Origin of the sequence: Citrobacter sp. Cpo065 (assembly GCF_030332805.1) — a bacterium.
Taxonomy (GTDB): Bacteria; Pseudomonadota; Gammaproteobacteria; order Enterobacterales; family Enterobacteriaceae; genus Citrobacter; species Citrobacter portucalensis.
The window spans coordinates 139,783-156,061 of the sequence record NZ_JAOWHC010000035.1; the positions used below are offsets into that span (position 1 = coordinate 139,783).

16 protein-coding genes and 1 pseudogene are annotated in these 16,279 nt (G+C 50.3%); 12 read left to right on the top strand and 5 right to left on the bottom strand.

Features of this window, described 5'->3' with window-relative positions; genetic code table 11:
* Window positions 1–22: 22 nt before the first annotated feature.
* From ptsI to cysZ, 4 genes are all read right to left on the bottom strand, one after another.
* Window positions 23–1,750 carry a phosphoenolpyruvate-protein phosphotransferase PtsI gene (gene ptsI / locus OGY68_RS21205; protein WP_008785405.1) on the bottom strand — a complete coding sequence of 576 codons (1,728 nt, stop codon included), beginning with the start codon at window positions 1,748–1,750 and terminating at the stop codon, window positions 23–25.
* A 45-nt stretch (window positions 1,751–1,795) separates the two neighbouring features.
* Window positions 1,796–2,053, bottom strand: a complete 258-nt coding sequence (ptsH, locus tag OGY68_RS21210) for a phosphocarrier protein Hpr (protein WP_002913505.1) — start codon at window positions 2,051–2,053, stop codon at window positions 1,796–1,798.
* Window positions 2,054–2,436: 383 nt separating this feature from the next.
* Window positions 2,437–3,408 carry a cysteine synthase A gene (cysK, locus tag OGY68_RS21215; RefSeq protein WP_003038091.1) on the bottom strand — a complete coding sequence of 324 codons (972 nt, stop codon included), beginning with the start codon at window positions 3,406–3,408 and terminating at the stop codon, window positions 2,437–2,439.
* 163 nt (window positions 3,409–3,571) lie between these two features.
* Window positions 3,572–4,333 (bottom strand): sulfate transporter CysZ, encoded by a 762-nt coding sequence (cysZ, locus tag OGY68_RS21220; protein WP_057066948.1) that lies wholly within the window; start codon window positions 4,331–4,333, stop codon window positions 3,572–3,574.
* A gap of 230 nt (window positions 4,334–4,563) precedes the next feature.
* On the opposite strand from cysZ, the gene zipA reads away from it, so the two are divergent.
* From zipA to OGY68_RS21235, 3 genes are all read left to right on the top strand, one after another.
* On the top strand, window positions 4,564–5,577 hold the full coding sequence (gene zipA, locus OGY68_RS21225) for a cell division protein ZipA (protein WP_032944149.1): 1,014 nt from the start codon (window positions 4,564–4,566) through the stop codon (window positions 5,575–5,577).
* A 71-nt stretch (window positions 5,578–5,648) separates the two neighbouring features.
* Complete coding sequence (gene ligA, locus OGY68_RS21230) at window positions 5,649–7,664, top strand: NAD-dependent DNA ligase LigA (RefSeq protein ID WP_057066916.1); 2,016 nt, start codon at window positions 5,649–5,651, stop codon at window positions 7,662–7,664.
* A 1-nt stretch (window position 7,665) separates the two neighbouring features.
* On the top strand, window positions 7,666–7,884 hold the full coding sequence (locus OGY68_RS21235; protein ID WP_003038102.1) for a DUF3820 family protein: 219 nt from the start codon (window positions 7,666–7,668) through the stop codon (window positions 7,882–7,884).
* Here OGY68_RS21235 and OGY68_RS21240 read toward each other — a convergent pair.
* A complete protein-coding gene (locus OGY68_RS21240) occupies window positions 7,881–8,879 on the bottom strand; it encodes a bile acid:sodium symporter family protein (protein WP_003038103.1) in 999 nt (332 codons plus the stop codon). The genes OGY68_RS21235 and OGY68_RS21240 overlap by 4 nt on opposite strands.
* A gap of 89 nt (window positions 8,880–8,968) precedes the next feature.
* On the opposite strand from OGY68_RS21240, the gene OGY68_RS21245 reads away from it, so the two are divergent.
* The 9 genes and pseudogenes from OGY68_RS21245 to OGY68_RS21285 all read left to right on the top strand — a co-directional run bounded on the left by OGY68_RS21245 (window position 8,969) and on the right by OGY68_RS21285 (window position 15,843).
* Window positions 8,969–9,895: a LysR family transcriptional regulator gene (locus OGY68_RS21245; RefSeq protein ID WP_003834913.1), complete on the top strand. Its 927-nt coding sequence runs from the start codon at window positions 8,969–8,971 to the stop codon at window positions 9,893–9,895.
* A 428-nt stretch (window positions 9,896–10,323) separates the two neighbouring features.
* Window positions 10,324–10,986 carry a YncE family protein gene (locus tag OGY68_RS21250; RefSeq protein WP_239693031.1) on the top strand — a complete coding sequence of 221 codons (663 nt, stop codon included), beginning with the start codon at window positions 10,324–10,326 and terminating at the stop codon, window positions 10,984–10,986.
* A 24-nt stretch (window positions 10,987–11,010) separates the two neighbouring features.
* Window positions 11,011–11,100, top strand: a pseudogene (locus OGY68_RS21255) (hypothetical protein); the annotation flags it as partial.
* On the top strand, window positions 11,077–11,415 hold the full coding sequence (locus tag OGY68_RS21260) for a YncE family protein (protein WP_353622262.1): 339 nt from the start codon (window positions 11,077–11,079) through the stop codon (window positions 11,413–11,415). The pseudogene OGY68_RS21255 and the gene OGY68_RS21260, both read left to right, overlap by 24 nt.
* A 77-nt stretch (window positions 11,416–11,492) precedes the next feature.
* A complete protein-coding gene (locus tag OGY68_RS21265) occupies window positions 11,493–11,888 on the top strand; it encodes a DUF302 domain-containing protein (protein ID WP_032944134.1) in 396 nt (131 codons plus the stop codon).
* Window positions 11,889–12,118: 230 nt separating this feature from the next.
* Complete coding sequence (locus OGY68_RS21270; protein WP_008785396.1) at window positions 12,119–12,388, top strand: YdgH/BhsA/McbA-like domain containing protein; 270 nt, start codon at window positions 12,119–12,121, stop codon at window positions 12,386–12,388.
* 325 nt (window positions 12,389–12,713) lie between these two features.
* The gene (xapA, locus tag OGY68_RS21275; protein WP_008785395.1) at window positions 12,714–13,547 is read left to right on the top strand and encodes a xanthosine phosphorylase; all 834 of its coding nucleotides are present in this window, start codon (window positions 12,714–12,716) and stop codon (window positions 13,545–13,547) included.
* 56 nt (window positions 13,548–13,603) lie between these two features.
* Window positions 13,604–14,860, top strand: a complete 1,257-nt coding sequence (locus OGY68_RS21280; protein WP_048215824.1) for a nucleoside permease — start codon at window positions 13,604–13,606, stop codon at window positions 14,858–14,860.
* A gap of 98 nt (window positions 14,861–14,958) precedes the next feature.
* The gene (locus tag OGY68_RS21285) at window positions 14,959–15,843 is read left to right on the top strand and encodes a LysR family transcriptional regulator (RefSeq protein WP_048215825.1); all 885 of its coding nucleotides are present in this window, start codon (window positions 14,959–14,961) and stop codon (window positions 15,841–15,843) included.
* Window positions 15,844–16,279: the final 436 nt, after the last annotated feature.

Below are 16,279 nucleotides of genomic sequence, written 5' to 3' on the forward strand. Positions count from 1 at the left end.
AAATTGGGCCGCATCTCGTGGATTAGCAGATTGTTTTTTCTTCAATGAACTTGTTAACCAGCGTCATTAACTCGTCCGTTGTCGGTTGAGCAAGAGCCTGCTCTGCTAACACCTTCGCATCTTCGAAGTTCGTGTTACGGATAATCTTCTTAATGCGCGGGATAGAAATGGCGCTCATAGAGAATTCGTCCAGACCCATCCCCAGCAACAGAAGTGTAGCACGTTCGTCGCCTGCAAGCTCACCACACATGCCAGTCCATTTGCCTTCAGCATGAGAAGCATCAATAACTTGCTTGATCAGCGTCAGCACAGATGGCGACATCGGTTGGTAAAGGTGTGAAATCATATCATTACCACGGTCAACTGCCAGGGTGTACTGCGTTAAATCATTGGTGCCGATACTAAAGAAATCAACTTCTTTGGCTAAATGACGCGCAATTGTTGCCGCAGCTGGTGTTTCCACCATCACGCCAATCTCAATGCTCTCGTCAAATGCTTTACCTTCGTCGCGTAGTTCCTGTTTGTAGATTTCGATCTCTTTGCGCAGTGCACGCACTTCTTCAACAGAGATGATCATTGGGAACATGATACGCAGTTTGCCGAAAGCAGAGGCGCGCAGGATAGCGCGAACCTGGTCACGCAGGATCTCTTTACGATCCATGGCGATACGCACGGCACGCCAGCCCAGGAACGGGTTCTCTTCTTTCGGGAAGTTCATGTACGGCAGTTCTTTATCGCCGCCGATGTCCATGGTACGGACGATGACCGCCTGAGAGCCACAGGCTTCAGCAACGGCTTTATACGCAGCAAACTGTTCTTCTTCAGTTGGCAGCGATTCACGGTCCATGAACAGGAATTCGGTGCGGTACAGACCCACACCTTCAGCGCCGTTACGCTCGGCGCCTTCAACGTCACGAACGGTACCGATGTTGGCGCAAACTTCAACCTGGTGACCGTCCAGCGTGATAGCCGGCAGATCTTTCAGCTTAGCGAGTTCCGCTTTCTCGGTTGCAACCTGCTCCTGAACGGCACGCAGTTGCTCAATAACGTCGTTGGTCGGATTGACGTAAACCTGATTGTTTACGGCATCCAGAATCAGATAGTCGTCGTTTTTCACCTGAGAGGTGACGCTACCCGTACCTACGATGGCAGGCAGTTCCAGAGAACGCGCCATGATAGAGGTATGAGAGGTACGTCCGCCCGCATCAGTGATGAAACCCAGCACCTTGTTCAGGTTCAGCTGTGCGGTTTCTGACGGGGTCAGGTCTGCGGCAACCAGGATAACTTCGTCCTGGATAGCGCTCAGATCAATAATTGCCAGACCCAGAATGTTACGCAGCAGGCGTTTACCGATGTCACGTACGTCAGCCGCACGTTCTTTCAGGTATTCATCATCCAGCTCTTCCAGGGCTGTGGCCTGACCTTCGATAACTTCATGCGCAGCTGCATCAGCCGTCATGTGCTTATCTTTAATCAGGGCTATGATTTCCTGCTCCAGCTCCTCATCTTCGAGCAGCATGATATGCCCTTCAAAGATGGCTTCTTTTTCTTCACCGAACGTTTCACCAGCTTTGGTTTTGATCGCTTCCAGTTGCGCAGATGCCTTGGCACGACCGCTCAGAAAACGTTCAACTTCCTGATCAACCTTGTCGGCAGAAATTTTTTTCCGGTCAATGACGATCTCGTCTTCTTTCAGCAGCAATGCTTTACCGAAAGCGATACCCGGGGATGCTAAAATGCCTGAAATCATAACCCTACCTTACTTGTGACTGATATTTAAAAGAACTCGTTGAACTTACTCGAGTTCAGCCATCAGTTTAACCAGATGCTCAACTGCTTTCTGCTCGTCTTCACCTTCTGCGGACAGGGTGACAACGGTACCCTGAGTCAGGCCCAGAGTCTGCAGTTTAAACAGGCTTTTGGCGCTAGCGCTTTTGCCGTTGGAAGTCACAGTAATTTCAGAAGTAAAGCCTTTTGCTTCTTTAACAAACTGAGCAGCAGGGCGAGTATGCAGACCGTTCGGAGCGGTAATGGTAACTTCTTGCTGGAACATTATATTTCCCCAACTTATAGGTTTAGTGTTGTGGAACTAAAGTCTAGCCTGGCGGCTCAACTTTAGCCTGTATTGTTAGCATCGGCGTAAACTGGACGCGACACAAAAGGAGTTCGGTGCAATCCGTTGCTGGCAACTTCTTGCCGCTGACGTTTCGTTCGTCATTAAACATTATGCAGCGAAAGGAAGAGTTGAACCAAATCATAAAATCGATTCAGCTAGCGCTTTTCCTGTAACGATTAATTTCGCGCATCAAAATAATTAGCTTGGTTAAATACCAGTTCCGGCGGGCTGAATCAATGCCAGGAGAGTTGAAACTTTGAAGCAGGCCACAAAAAAGCACCCAAAAGGGTGCTTTTTTACGCGTTTTTAACATGCTGGCACTACTGTTGCAGTTCTTTCTCTGTAAAGAGATCGGCAAACAGTGCAGTGCTCAGATAACGCTCACCCGATGACGGTAGAATAACCACTATATTCTTATTGGTAAAGGTTTCATCTTCCTGGAGCTTAAGCGCGGCAGCAACCGCAGCACCGGAAGAGATACCCGCCAGAATACCTTCTTCTTCCATCAGACGACGCGCAGTAGAAATAGCTTCATCATTAGTGATGGCAACGACTTTATCGATAAGCTTCAGATCAAGGTTACCCGGAATGAAGCCTGCGCCAATACCCTGAATTTTATGCGGGCCTGGTTTGAGTTCTTCACCTGCCAGCGCCTGGGCGATAACCGGGGAGTCGGTAGGTTCAACCGCGACGGTGATCAGATCGGTTTTGCCTTTAGTGCCTTTAATGTAACGGGTCACACCAGTCAACGTACCGCCGGTACCGACGCCGGAAATAAAGACATCAACCTGGCCATCGGTATCTTCCCAGATTTCCGGGCCGGTAGTTTTTTCGTGGATTTCCGGGTTTGCCGGGTTGCTGAACTGCTGCAGCAGCAGGAATTTTTCCGGATCGCTGGCCACAATTTCTTCCGCTTTCTGAATCGCGCCCTTCATACCTTTTGCGCCTTCGGTCAACACCAGGTTCGCTCCCAGCGCTTTTAAGAGCTTGCGGCGCTCAATGCTCATGGTTTCAGGCATGGTCAGAGTCAGTTTGTAGCCGCGAGCTGCGGCAACGTAGGCCAGCGCAATCCCTGTGTTGCCGCTGGTTGGTTCGACCAGCTCTACACCCGGTTTCAGTACACCACGTTTTTCGGCATCCCAAATCATGTTGGCACCGATACGGCATTTGACGCTAAAGCTTGGGTTGCGTGATTCCACCTTCGCCAGAATGCGTCCGTTACCGATACGGTTCAGTCGAACCAGCGGCGTATGACCGATAGTCAGCGAGTTGTCTTCAAAAATCTTACTCATGGCCTGTCCTTAACTGTATGAAATTGGGATACCGCTTCAGCATACCTGTTGAGAAAGTATGGGGAAGTAAGGAATTCGTATATCTATATGCCACCAGGAAATAATGCGTTGCAGTATGGAATAAGAGCGGGCATAAGCCAGCCCGCTTTTACACATTTTTGCATTACTTCCATAACGCGTGCTTAGCACGATAGCAGTCTACCCACATCGCCGTGGCACCACAAACCGCGACCGGCATGATGAACAGATTGAGCACCGGAATCATGGTGAACAGGCTGGTCAATGCGCCAAATTGCATATTGGTGACCTTGCGTGTGCGCAGCGCGACGCGCATCTCCTTAAAAGGCACCTTATGGTTATCAAACGGATAATCGCAGTACTGAATGGCCAGCATCCACGCGCTGAACAGGAACCACAGCACCGGGGCTACGGTCTGACCAATACCCGGAATGAAATAGAGGATCAGCAACACGACGGCGCGCGGGAGATACCACGCCAGCTTTTGCCATTCACGTTTCATAATACGGGGAACATCTTTCATGATGCCGAGAACGCCGGTGTCAGGCGGTGTTGCGCCCGTTAAGCGTGCTTCCAGCTGTTCTGCCAGCAGACCGTTAAACGGCGCGGCAATCCAGTTGGCTATGGTGGAAAACAGGTAGCCGAACACCAGTAGTACGGAGATAGTGACAATCGGCCACAGCAAGTAGCTGAGCCACTGAAGCCAGTCAGGGACGTGACTCATCAGCGCGGGGATCCAGCTATCGAGTTGTGTGAATAGCCACCAGAATGCGCCGCCCATCAGCAGGATATTCACCAGCAAAGGCAGGATGACAAAGCGACGAATGCCCGGTTGGGTGATGAGCTTCCATCCCTGTGAAAAGTAATAAAGGCCGCTGCGAGGTACGACTGCAGATGATGAAACCATGGTCAGGACATACTCCTTGTTATATAAGCTCTGGTAAACTTTGCGTATCTTACCGGGTTGTTGAGCGTTAAGCTGTTCAGAAATGTTCGAAAAAACAGCAAAAAGCACAATTTTGTTCATCTTTATGCCGTGAAAGCCAAGAGTGCACTTGCACTTGGCGTAATCGACAAATACTCTTAGTGAGTAAATGTTTGCCGTGGTGGCAAGGTGTTAGAACAACAGAGAATATAATGATGCAGGATTTGCGTCTGATATTAATCATTGTTGGCGCGATCGCCATAATCGCTTTACTGGTACATGGTTTTTGGACTAGCCGTAAAGAGCGGTCTTCTATATTCCGCGATCGCCCACTGAAACGCATGAAGTCTAAACGTGAAGACGAGGATTCGTTCGACGACAACGTCGAGGAAGACGAAGGCGTGGGCGAAGTTCGCGTTCATCGTGTGAATCATGCTCCCGGTAACGCGCAGGAACATGGTGTTCCTCCTCAGTCGCCGCAACACCAGTACCAGCCGCCTTATGCGTCTGCTCAGCCGCGTCAACCCGCGCCGCAGCCTGCACAAGCGCCGGTACCGCCGCCGCATGTTCAGCAGCAGCCGCAGCCTGTACAACCGCAGCAGCCGGTGCAGCATCAGCCTGTTCAGCAACAACCTGTGCAGCAGCCGATGCAGCATCAGCCCGTTGCTCCGCAGGTTCAGCAGCCCGTGCAGCAAGCACCGCAACCTGCGCCGCAGGCTTTCCAGCCCGCAGAGCCTGCCGTTGAACATCAACCGCAGCCTGAGCCGGTAGTTGAAGAAGCTCCTGTTGCTGAAAAACCGCAGCGTAAAGAAGCGGTCATTATTATGAACGTTGCGGCGCATCACGGTAGTGAGCTCAACGGTGAAGTGCTGCTCAACAGCATTCAGCAAGCCGGTTTTAAATTTGGCGATATGAATATTTTCCATCGTCATTTGAGCCCGGATGGCAGCGGTCCTTCGCTGTTCAGCCTTGCCAATATGGTTAACCCAGGAACGTTTGACCCCGAAATGACGGGTGATTTCAGCACCCCTGGCGTGACTATTTTTATGCAGGTTCCGTCCTACGGTGACGAGCTGCAAAACTTTAAGCTGATGCTGCAGTCTGCACAGCACATTGCCGATGAAGTGGGTGGTGTGGTGCTCGACGATCAACGTCGCATGATGACGCCGCAGAAACTGCGCGAGTATCAGGACCGCATCCGCGAAGTTAAAGAATCTCGCGCCTGATTTTCCTCTGGCGTGACATCTCCTTGCTAAACCCCCGCCTGTCGGGGGTTTTTTATCATTGATGGTGCGATATGGAATCAATCGAACAACAACTGACAGAACTGCGAACCACGCTTCGCCATCATGAGTATCTCTACCATGTGATGGATGCGCCGGAAATTCCCGATGCGGAATATGATCGCCTGATGCGTGAACTGCGCGAGCTGGAAGCGCAGCATCCGGAACTTATCACCCCCGACTCGCCAACCCAACGTGTTGGCGCCGCCCCGTTAGCAGCGTTCAGCCAGATTCGCCATGAAGTGCCAATGCTGTCGCTGGATAACGTGTTTGATGAAGAGAGTTTTCTCGCCTTCAACAAGCGCGTGCAGGACAGACTAAAGAGTACGGATAAACTAACCTGGTGCTGCGAACTGAAGCTGGACGGGCTGGCGGTCAGTATCCTGTATGAAAACGGTGTGCTGGTCAGTGCCGCAACGCGTGGTGATGGTACTACGGGTGAGGATATTACCTCGAACGTGCGCACCATCCGTGCGATCCCATTAAAACTGCGAGGCGATAACATTCCGACGCGTCTGGAAGTGCGCGGTGAAGTGTTCCTGCCGCAGGCCGGATTTGAAAAAATTAACGAAGAGGCCCGCCGTACTGGCAACAAAGTGTTTGCTAACCCACGTAACGCAGCGGCCGGGTCATTGCGTCAGCTCGATCCACGTATTACAGCGAAGCGACCGCTTACTTTCTTCTGCTATGGCGTTGGTGTGCTGGAAGGTGGTGTGTTGCCTGATACCCACCAGGGCCGTCTGCTGCAATTTAAAGAGTGGGGATTGCCGGTGAGCGACAGAGTTACGCTTTGCGACTCTCCGGAGGAAGTACTTGCTTACTATCACAAGGTTGAAGAAGACCGACCGACGCTGGGATTCGATATCGACGGTGTGGTGATCAAAGTCAACTCTATGGTGTTGCAGGAACAACTGGGTTTTGTTGCCCGCGCGCCGCGCTGGGCGGTGGCCTTTAAGTTCCCGGCGCAAGAGCAGATGACCTTCGTACGTGATGTTGAGTTTCAGGTTGGACGTACCGGGGCGATTACACCTGTCGCCCGCCTTGAGCCAGTTCAGGTTGCCGGGGTGTTGGTCAGTAACGCCACCTTGCACAATGCGGATGAAATTGAGCGTCTTGGTTTGCGTATTGGCGATAAAGTCGTCATTCGCCGTGCGGGCGATGTCATCCCGCAGGTAGTGAATGTCGTGCTTTCCGAGCGCCCGGACGATACGCGTGAAATTGAGTTTCCCACCCACTGTCCGGTATGCAACTCAGACGTTGAGCGTGTGGAAGGCGAAGCGGTTACTCGCTGTACCGGTGGTTTAATCTGCGGAGCGCAGCGTAAGGAATCGCTGAAACACTTCGTTTCCCGCCGCGCGCTGGACGTTGACGGCATGGGCGACAAAATTATCGATCAACTGGTCGAGAAGGAGTATGTCCACACACCAGCGGATCTCTTCACACTGACCGCAGGTAAGCTGACCGGTCTTGATCGTATGGGGCCGAAATCGGCACAAAATGTGGTGAATGCGCTGGAAAAAGCGAAAGAAACGACGTTTGCCCGTTTCCTCTACGCGCTGGGTATTCGCGAAGTCGGCGAAGCTACGGCGGCTGGTCTGGCGGCGCATTTTGGCACCCTTGAGGCGCTGGAAGCGGCCTCTATTGAAGAGCTGCAAAAAGTGCCGGATGTCGGCATTGTGGTAGCGACCCACGTGTTTAATTTCTTTGCTGAAGAGAGTAACCGCGAGGTGATCGTCCAACTGCTGGCGCAGGGGATTCACTGGCCAGCGCCGGTGGTCATCAACGCTGAAGAAATCGACAGCCCCTTCGCGGGGAAAACGGTGGTGCTAACCGGGAGCCTGAGCCTGATGTCACGCGATGACGCCAAAGCGCGACTGACTGAGTTGGGTGCAAAAGTGGCCGGCAGCGTATCGAAGAAAACCGACCTGGTGATTGCCGGTGAAGCGGCGGGTTCGAAGCTGGCAAAAGCGCAGGAACTGGGTATTGCCGTGATCGATGAAGCTGAAATGATCCGCTTACTGGGTGCCTGAGATGGAAAAAGAGCAGCTGGTTGAAATCGCCAATACCGTGATGCCCTTTGGCAAATATAAAGGGCGTCGGCTGATTGATGTACCGGAAGAGTATCTGCTGTGGTTTGCCCGTAAAGATGAATTCCCGCCGGGCAAGCTCGGCGAGCTGATGCAAATCACGTTGCTGATTAAAACTGAAGGGCTGACGCAACTGGTGCAGCCCCTGAAACGCCCGCTCTAAGCCTTTGCGGCGCGGCTTTTCTGCTGCGCCTGCAATGCGTCCGTTTGTTGCTTGTAGCGCCGTGCCAGCACGGCACACACCATCAGCTGAATTTGATGGAAGATCATCAACGGCAGCACCATCATTCCTATCACTGACGTCGGGAACAGAATATTTGCCATTGGGATCCCATTCGCCAGGCTCTTTTTCGATCCGCAAAAAACAATGGTGATCTCATCGGCTTTGTTGAAGCCGCATTTCCGCGCAACAAAGACGTTGATGCCAATCACGATTGCCAGCAATACGATGCTGACCACCACGATAAACAGCAGTGAGCCAATCCCCACTTTGTGCCAGATCCCGTTAACCACGGCTTCACTGAAGGCGGAGTACACCACCAGCAAGATGGAGGATTGGTCCGTTTTGGCGATCCATTTTTTATGTCGGGACACCCAGTTACCAATCCACGGACGTGAAAGATGTCCCAGTACGAACGGCAGCAGCAGCTGCAGCATGATTTTCCCCACCTGCTCCAGACTGCCTTCTGCGCCATGCATATTCATTACCAGGCCAACCAGTAACGGCGAGAGAAAAATACCCAGCAGGCTGGAGGCCGAAGCGGAACACACGGCGGCAGCAACGTTACCCCCCGCCAGCGACGTAAAAGCGATTGCCGACTGCACCGTGGCCGGCAAAATACACAGGTACAGGAAACCGGTGTACAGCATCGGGTCAACATTTACCGGTGCCCACCAGGCGAACAGAACGCCCAGCACCGGGAAAACAACAAACGTGCTGCACATCACCCACAGATGTAAACGCCAGTGACTACCGCCGGCAATAATGGCTTCACGCGAAAGCTTCGCCCCGTGCATAAAAAACAGTAGGGCAATGGCAGCGGTGGTTAAGCCTTCAAAGAAAGGTACAAAGCCACCTTCGGCCGGGAAAAAGGACGCCAGTAAAACGACCGTAATCAACGTTATCGTGAACGGATCAAGGATACGAAAAAGTTTCATAAAAGCTCCTGAAATTCGGTAGGAACATTTTGCGTTTTTCTGTTTGAGAAATAAAATTGATTTATTGCATCCATATATGAATCGAATAGATGAATTACTCTCTGCGTCAGCTCCGTATCTTTGTTACCGTCGCTCAGGCCAAAAGCTTTAGCCGGGCGGGGGATATCATTGGCTTAAGCCAGTCTGCGGTCAGCCACAGCGTTAAAGAGCTGGAAGGGCAGACGGGTGTGCGGTTGTTAGATAGAACAACGCGGGAAGTGGTGCTGACAGAAGCAGGGCACCAGTTGGCGGCGCGGCTGGAACGTATTCTGGATGAACTGCACAGCACGCTGCGTGAAGCAGGCCAGGTGGGAACGCAGTTAACCGGAACGGTGCGCGTTGCCGCCAGCCAGACAATATCTGCTCACCTTATTCCACAGTGTATTGCCCAGAGTAATCAGCTTTATCCAGCAATCGATTTTGTGCTGCACGATCGTCCGCAACAGTGGGTGCTGGAGAGTATTCGTCAGGGCGAGGTGGATTTTGGCATTGTGATAGATCCAGGTGCTGTGACCGATCTACAGTGTGAAGCGGTGTTATCCGAACCGTTCCTGCTGTTGTGTCGAGAGGATCATCCGCTAGCCCAACGCGAATGGGTAAATTGGCAGGATTTATATCATGAGCGCCTGGTATTACAGGATTACGCTTCCGGCAGTCGACCGTTGATCGATGCGGCACTGGCTCACTTTTCCATTGAGGCCAATATCGTTCAGGAGATAGGTCACCCTGCCACGCTTTTCCCGATGGTTGAGGCGGGGATTGGTATCAGCGTGCTGCCTGCGCTGGCGCTTCCTCTGCCACAGGGCAGCCATTTGCAGGTTAAACGCCTGACGCCGGTTGTGGAACGACAATTGATGCTGGCACGACGTAAAAATCGTTCTTTATCGACTGCGGCCCAGGCGCTGTGGGACGTAGTACGGATGCAGGCCAGTGAATTAACCGCCGGTCGGGCACGGGATCCTTTGTACCAGCTTTAACGATATGGCTGGTGTTTGTCATGTCGTTAAGTTTGGCTTTCAGTATCGATGAACTGATCGTTAACTTTTATATTTTTACCCGGCACCGGACTACCTCTTTATATTTATAAATTCTCCTGCGATATTCTTAGGCAATTGCTTAGCTTGCGGATTTGTAAGGCTATTTTAAATTATTACTTTTTTTCTTGACCTTCCACTTGCTGGAAGGTTGATACTCTTTATACGCAAGTACGGATAGCAGTATCTAATACAATGATGTATAGCGATTGATTAATGAAATGACTAAGCAATTTATACAGTAACTCGTTATAGGTAGAATTAACACGATCCCGATGGAGTAATATTAGTGACATGTTAAATAATCCTACAATAGCTGGTTGCTGAAACTAATCCGGTAAATATATTTAACTAATGGGGTATTGGCGGCGATGATAAGAAAAAATAAAATTTTAATTGCAATGCAAATTAGTATGCTGGCATGGTCTGGTTATACGTTTGCAGCAGACAGAGTGTATGTAGCAAATGAAGGTGCAGATTCAGTTAATGTACTTGATGCTGCGTCTTTAAAGACTGTAGATAAAGTACATGTTGGTAAAATGCCGCATAACGTTCAGGTGTCACCAGACAATAAAACAGTTTGGGTAACCAACCTTGGTGCTAACGGGACACATTCATCAGGCTCTGAACATATGGATATGAGTAAAGATGCCCATTCTGAGAAAATGGATATGGGCAAAGATTCTCATGCAGGCAAAAAGGAACATGGCGAAGTTTGGGTTATTAATGCCGAAAATGATACGGTTATTGCAAAACTTCCGGTTGGCGCACACCCTGCGCATGTTGTCGTCACCCCTGATGGGAAAATGGCGTATATCTCAAATAGTGCAGATAACACTATCAGCGTGATTGATGCAGAACATTTGAAAAATTTAACGACAATTAATGTAGGTAAATTCCCTCATGGCCTCAGAGTGAGTCCTGACGGTAAAGAAGTTTATATCGCGAATATGAAAGGGGGCTCGGTATCCGTCGTCGATACAGCCAGTAATAAAGAAGTCGCGCAGATCCCATTAGGTAAAATGCCAGCCTAGGTAGGTTTCTCACCGGACGGAAAACGGGTGTTTGTTTCCCTGTCTGGTGAAGATGCTGTAGCGGTGATTAATACAGCAACGCGTAAAGTTGTGAAGAAAATTAATGTCGGTACCGTACCAATCCAGCTGTTTGGCACTCCGGATGGTAAAAGCATGCTGGTAACCAATCAGGGCTCGAAGAGCAGGCCGGGTAACACAATAAACATGATTGATATCGCAAGCCTTACGGTAGCGAAAACCATCACCACTGGCGATGGGGCCCATGGCGTGGTTGTGGATAAAAATGGCAAATATGCTTACGTAACTAACTCATTTGCAAACTCTGTTTCGATGATTGACATTAATGAGCGTAAGGTAGTGAATACACTTCCGGTAGACAACAACCCAAATGGTATCAGCTGGGGCTCTGTCGAAGTAACGCCTAAATAACTGTGCTAGCATTTATCAATACCCGTCATTCGCTGGCGGGTATTTTCATGAATATTCTATAAATAAAGGAACGACAGATGAGAAAGCCGGAGCGGACAAAAACGCTGCCTAGTAAGTTCAATTTTGATGATACTGTAAACAGACTCGTCAGCGTATTAAATGCTAAAAATATTCGTATTTTTGTGCAGGTTGATCAACAGCAAGCGGCAACGGAAGCAGGTCTTGCTCTGCGACCGACGATGTTATTTCTGTTTGGTAACCCAAAGGGTGGTACTCCTGCCATGCAAGCAAATCCTCATGCGGCAATAGAGTTACCCCTACGGGTGGTTATTTGGCAGGATGACAATGGTGATACCCATATAGATTATCAGGATGCAAGTACTGTTCTGGAGTTTGATTATGGTGTTGCACATAATATTGTTGCTCCAGTTAGCATCCTGACAACCCTTCTTAACGAAGTGGCCGGTAATTAATTGCAAATAACACTAAATGCCTCGTGGATATTTAGTGTTATTTTTCTGCGTTTATTATGCAAATATTTAACCCGCAATAATAAACCTATTGAATAATACATATGATGTCCATTACTCTTCAATGTTTGTCGATTCGTCTATTTTATAAATAGAAGGGTTTTTGTTTGCAATATTATGTGAAGAGTATATCTTGACGCTCAAATATTAATGTGTAAGTTATGAGGATAGTTATGAAAAAGACATTAGTCACATCATTGGCCGCTTCTTTGTGTTTTCTCAGTCTGTCTGCCTTTGCTGCTACAGAAATCTCGCAACAAGAAGCCAATAGTTTAAAGCATGTCAAGTCAATCACCGTAACGGAAAATACGGTGAATCAATGTATGCACAAAATTTCGAAAATGGCAGATAAAGAAGGTGCTGATTTCTTTGTTATTAAGAACTTCTCTTCTATAGGCAATGGTTCTCAGGCTGTAGTGACCAGCGAACTCTATAAGAAGTAAACAGCTGTTTCCCCCGTTTTAATTATTGATTAGCGAAAGTGCGTTGTTGTACCTGCTTTCGCTTATTAATAATCAACAAATGTTTGTCAGTCATTTGCAAGGCGGGCTTTGTCAGCCCATTCGTCTGACGAATTCCTGATGTGTTGGTACTCCTTGCCATTTCTGGCAGAAAAAAAATGTGAGTTCAGGCCGATTTAGCACATGCCATCTATACCGATTTACTATCGGTTATCGGGATAAACGGTATTGGTAATCGATTGCGTAGTCTCGCTATAACAATGCGGTACGCTACGTTATTTCGATTACTCAGTATTAAGGACATCTCATGAGCCACTCTCTTTTCTCGCAAAATCCCTGGTATAGCGCTGATATCATTCGTGGTTACAAACCGGATTTTACGCCGCGCGTAGCCTTTATCCTCGGCTCAGGCCTGGGGGCGCTGGCGGATCAAATTGAGGATGCGGTTGCCATCTCTTACGAGAAACTACCCGGGTTCCCGGTGAGTACCGTACACGGTCATGCTGGTGAACTTGTGTTGGGAAATCTGGCGGGAATTCCGGTGGCCTGTATGAAAGGACGTGGACATTTCTATGAAGGTCGCGGTATGACGGTGATGACGGATGCCATTCGTACGCTGAAGCTGCTGGGCTGTGAGCTGCTGTTTTGCACCAATGCTGCAGGCTCTTTGCGTCCCGAAGTCGGACCGGGTAGCCTCGTTGCGCTTAGCGATCACATCAATACGATGCCGGGTACGCCGATGGTAGGGCCAAACGATGAGCGTTTTGGCGAGCGATTCTTTTCACTGGCGAATGCCTATGATGCTGACTACCGTGCGATCCTGCAAACTGTTGCCGCTGAGGAAGGATTCCCGCTGAGTGAAGGGGTTTTTGTCTCTTATCCGGGACCGAACTTTGAAACCGCGGCAGAAATCCGCATGATGCAAATTATCGGTGGCGACGTGGTGGGGATGTCGGTGGTGCCTGAAGTTATCTCTGCGCGCCACTGCGGTTTGAAAGTGGTTGCGGTGGCGGCCATCACCAACCTGGCGGAAGGTCTGGGTGATGTTAAATTATCTCACGCGCAGACGCTGGCTGCGGCGGAACTCTCCCGGCAGAATTTCATCAATTTGATCTGCGGATTCTTGCGCAAACTGGCCTGAATAACTAAAAAATGACCCCGCTTGCGGGGTCTTACTTTATGGCAAGGAACGGAAAAATGGGTATCGCATCTCGCTTAAAGCTCATGTCGTTTTTGCAATATTTCATCTGGGGAAGCTGGTTGGTAACCCTGGGTTCCTACATGATTAATACCCTGGATTTTACCGGCGCGAACGTCGGTATGATTTACAGTTCGAAAGGGCTGGCGGCGATTATCATGCCGGGCATTATGGGCATCATTGCCGATAAATGGCTACGCGCCGAGCGCGCCTATATGCTTTGTCATCTGGTGTGTGCGGGCGTGTTGCTATATGCCACAACCGTTACCGATCCGCAGACCATGTTTTGGGTGATGCTGGTTAACGCAATGGCGTATATGCCGACGATTGCGTTATCGAATAGCGTCTCATACTCGTGCCTGGCGCAATCAGGTCAGGATCCGGTCACCGCGTTCCCGCCAATTCGTGTATTTGGCACCATTGGGTTTATTGTGGCGATGTGGACAGTCAGTTTGATGGGACTGGAACTGAGCAGCGCGCAGTTGTATATCGCTTCAGGCGCATCGCTGCTGCTGGCTCTGTATGCACTTACGTTGCCGAAAATCCCGGTTGCTGAGAAGAAAGCAAACACCACGCTTGCCAGCAAGCTCGGTCTGGACGCCTTTGTTCTGTTTAAAAAACCGCAGATGGCAATCTTCTTTTTGTTTGCGATGATGCTGGGGGCGGTGTTGCAAATCACCAACGTCTTTGGCAATCCGTTCCTGCATGATTTTGCCCGTAACCCGGAATTTGCCGACAGCTTTGTGGTGAAGTACCCCTCCATATTGCTTTCCGTTTCACAGATGGCGGAGGTGGGCTTTATTCTCACTATTCCGTACTTCCTTAAACGCTTTGGCATTAAAACGGTGATGCTGATGAGCATGCTGGCATGGACGCTGCGCTTTGGCTTCTTTGCCTTTGGCGATCCGTCGCCGTTTGGTTTTGTGCTGCTGCTGATGTCGATGATCGTCTACGGCTGTGCGTTTGATTTCTTCAATATCTCGGGATCGGTATTTGTCGAGCAGGAGGTTAGCTCTAACATTCGCGCCAGCGCGCAGGGGCTGTTTATGACGATGGTAAACGGCGTTGGCGCGTGGGTGGGATCAATTCTGAGTGGTATGGCGGTGGACTATTTTTCTGTCGATGGCGTCAAGGATTGGCAAACTATCTGGCTGGTGTTTGCCGCGTATGCGCTGGCTCTGGCGGTTATCTTTGCATTGTTCTTTAAATACAGGCATGAGCCTGAACGACTGGCACAGAAATCACCGGCACATTGACACTCCATTGGCGGCGGGTTCTGATACCCGCCGTTTCATTTTCTGCGAGGCAATGTGGTAACTTTGCGCATTATCCTTATTTCAGGAGCGCATTATCCATGGAACGCACGCACCGCATCGATCTGAAGTTACTGCGTTATTTTCTTGCTGTCGCAGAAGAACTGCATTTTGGACGTGCTGCTGCTCGCCTGAATATGTCGCAACCGCCGCTCAGTACCCATATTAAAGAGCTGGAGCAACAGCTCGGCACTTTGCTATTTATCCGTCATTCCCGCAGCGTGGCGTTAACTCACGCGGGAAAGATATTGATGGAAGAGTCGCGCCGACTGTTATCCAGTGCTAATCAGGCGCTGGCGAGAGTGGAGCAAATTGGTCGTGGTGAGGCAGGGCGAATTGAGCTTGGCGTTATCGGTACAGCGATGTGGGGAAAAATGCGTCCGGTGATGCGGCGTTTTATGAAGGATAATCCCAATGTTGAGGTGCTGTTTCGCGAGAACATGCCCGCGATGCAGATGACGATGCTGGAACGGCGTGAACTGGATGCAGGAATTTGGCGGATGGCTACGGAGCTTTCTCCCGGGTTTACCAGTTTGCGTTTGCATGAGTCCTCTTTTCTGGTTGCCATGCCGGAAGAACATCCTCTTACTGCCAGTGAGTCCATACCGCTGGAGGCGCTGAGAAATGAATATTTTGTCACAATGCCTTCCATTCATACTGACTGGGCATTTTTGCAGCGAGTTTGCCTGAGTGCTGGATTTTCCCCGATGATTATTCGTGAGGTGAGGGAGCCGCAAACGGTGCTGGCGATGATCAGCATGGGGATTGGTATTACGTTAATTGCTGACAGCTATGCGCAGATGAATTGGCCTGGCGTGGTATTTCGACCGTTAGAGGAACGTATTCCGGCGGATTTGTATATTGTGTATGACCAACTGCAGGCGACACCCGCGCTGGAGAAACTGGTAGCGGCATTGACGATGTGATGTCTGTGCCGGATGGCGACTGACGTCTTATCCGGCCTGCGCGTGTTGTGTTGTCTGCGGCGGATGGCGACTGACGTCTTATCCGGCCTACGCGTGCGGTATTGTCTGTGCCGGATGGCGACTGACGTCTTATCCGGCCTACGCGTGTTGTGTTGTCTGTTCCGGATGGCGACTGACGTCTTATCCAGCCTACGCGCGTTGTGTTGTCTGTGTCGGATGGCGGCTGACGTCTTATCCGGCCTACGCGTGTAGTGTTGTCTGTGCCGGATGGCGACTAACGTCTTATCCGGCCTACGCGTGCGGTATTGTCTGTGCCGGATGGCGACTGACGTCTTATCCGGCCTACGTGTGCGGTATTGTCTGTGCCGGATGGCGACTAACGTCTTATCCGGCCTACGCGTGCGGTATTGTCTGTGCCGGATGGCGACTGACGTCT

Coding starts and splice junctions, on each gene's coding strand:
- ptsI (WP_008785405.1), bottom strand. CDS start 1,750: ATGATTTCAGGCATTTTAGCATCCCCGGGTATCGCTTTCGGTAAAGCA.
- ptsH (WP_002913505.1), bottom strand. CDS start 2,053: ATGTTCCAGCAAGAAGTTACCATTACCGCTCCGAACGGTCTGCATACT.
- cysK (WP_003038091.1), bottom strand. CDS start 3,408: ATGAGTAAGATTTTTGAAGACAACTCGCTGACTATCGGTCATACGCCG.
- cysZ (WP_057066948.1), bottom strand. CDS start 4,333: ATGGTTTCATCATCTGCAGTCGTACCTCGCAGCGGCCTTTATTACTTT.
- zipA (WP_032944149.1), top strand. CDS start 4,564: ATGATGCAGGATTTGCGTCTGATATTAATCATTGTTGGCGCGATCGCC.
- ligA (WP_057066916.1), top strand. CDS start 5,649: ATGGAATCAATCGAACAACAACTGACAGAACTGCGAACCACGCTTCGC.
- OGY68_RS21235 (WP_003038102.1), top strand. CDS start 7,666: ATGGAAAAAGAGCAGCTGGTTGAAATCGCCAATACCGTGATGCCCTTT.
- OGY68_RS21240 (WP_003038103.1), bottom strand. CDS start 8,879: ATGAAACTTTTTCGTATCCTTGATCCGTTCACGATAACGTTGATTACG.
- OGY68_RS21245 (WP_003834913.1), top strand. CDS start 8,969: ATGAATTACTCTCTGCGTCAGCTCCGTATCTTTGTTACCGTCGCTCAG.
- OGY68_RS21250 (WP_239693031.1), top strand. CDS start 10,324: ATGATAAGAAAAAATAAAATTTTAATTGCAATGCAAATTAGTATGCTG.
- OGY68_RS21265 (WP_032944134.1), top strand. CDS start 11,493: ATGAGAAAGCCGGAGCGGACAAAAACGCTGCCTAGTAAGTTCAATTTT.
- OGY68_RS21270 (WP_008785396.1), top strand. CDS start 12,119: ATGAAAAAGACATTAGTCACATCATTGGCCGCTTCTTTGTGTTTTCTC.
- xapA (WP_008785395.1), top strand. CDS start 12,714: ATGAGCCACTCTCTTTTCTCGCAAAATCCCTGGTATAGCGCTGATATC.
- OGY68_RS21280 (WP_048215824.1), top strand. CDS start 13,604: ATGGGTATCGCATCTCGCTTAAAGCTCATGTCGTTTTTGCAATATTTC.
- OGY68_RS21285 (WP_048215825.1), top strand. CDS start 14,959: ATGGAACGCACGCACCGCATCGATCTGAAGTTACTGCGTTATTTTCTT.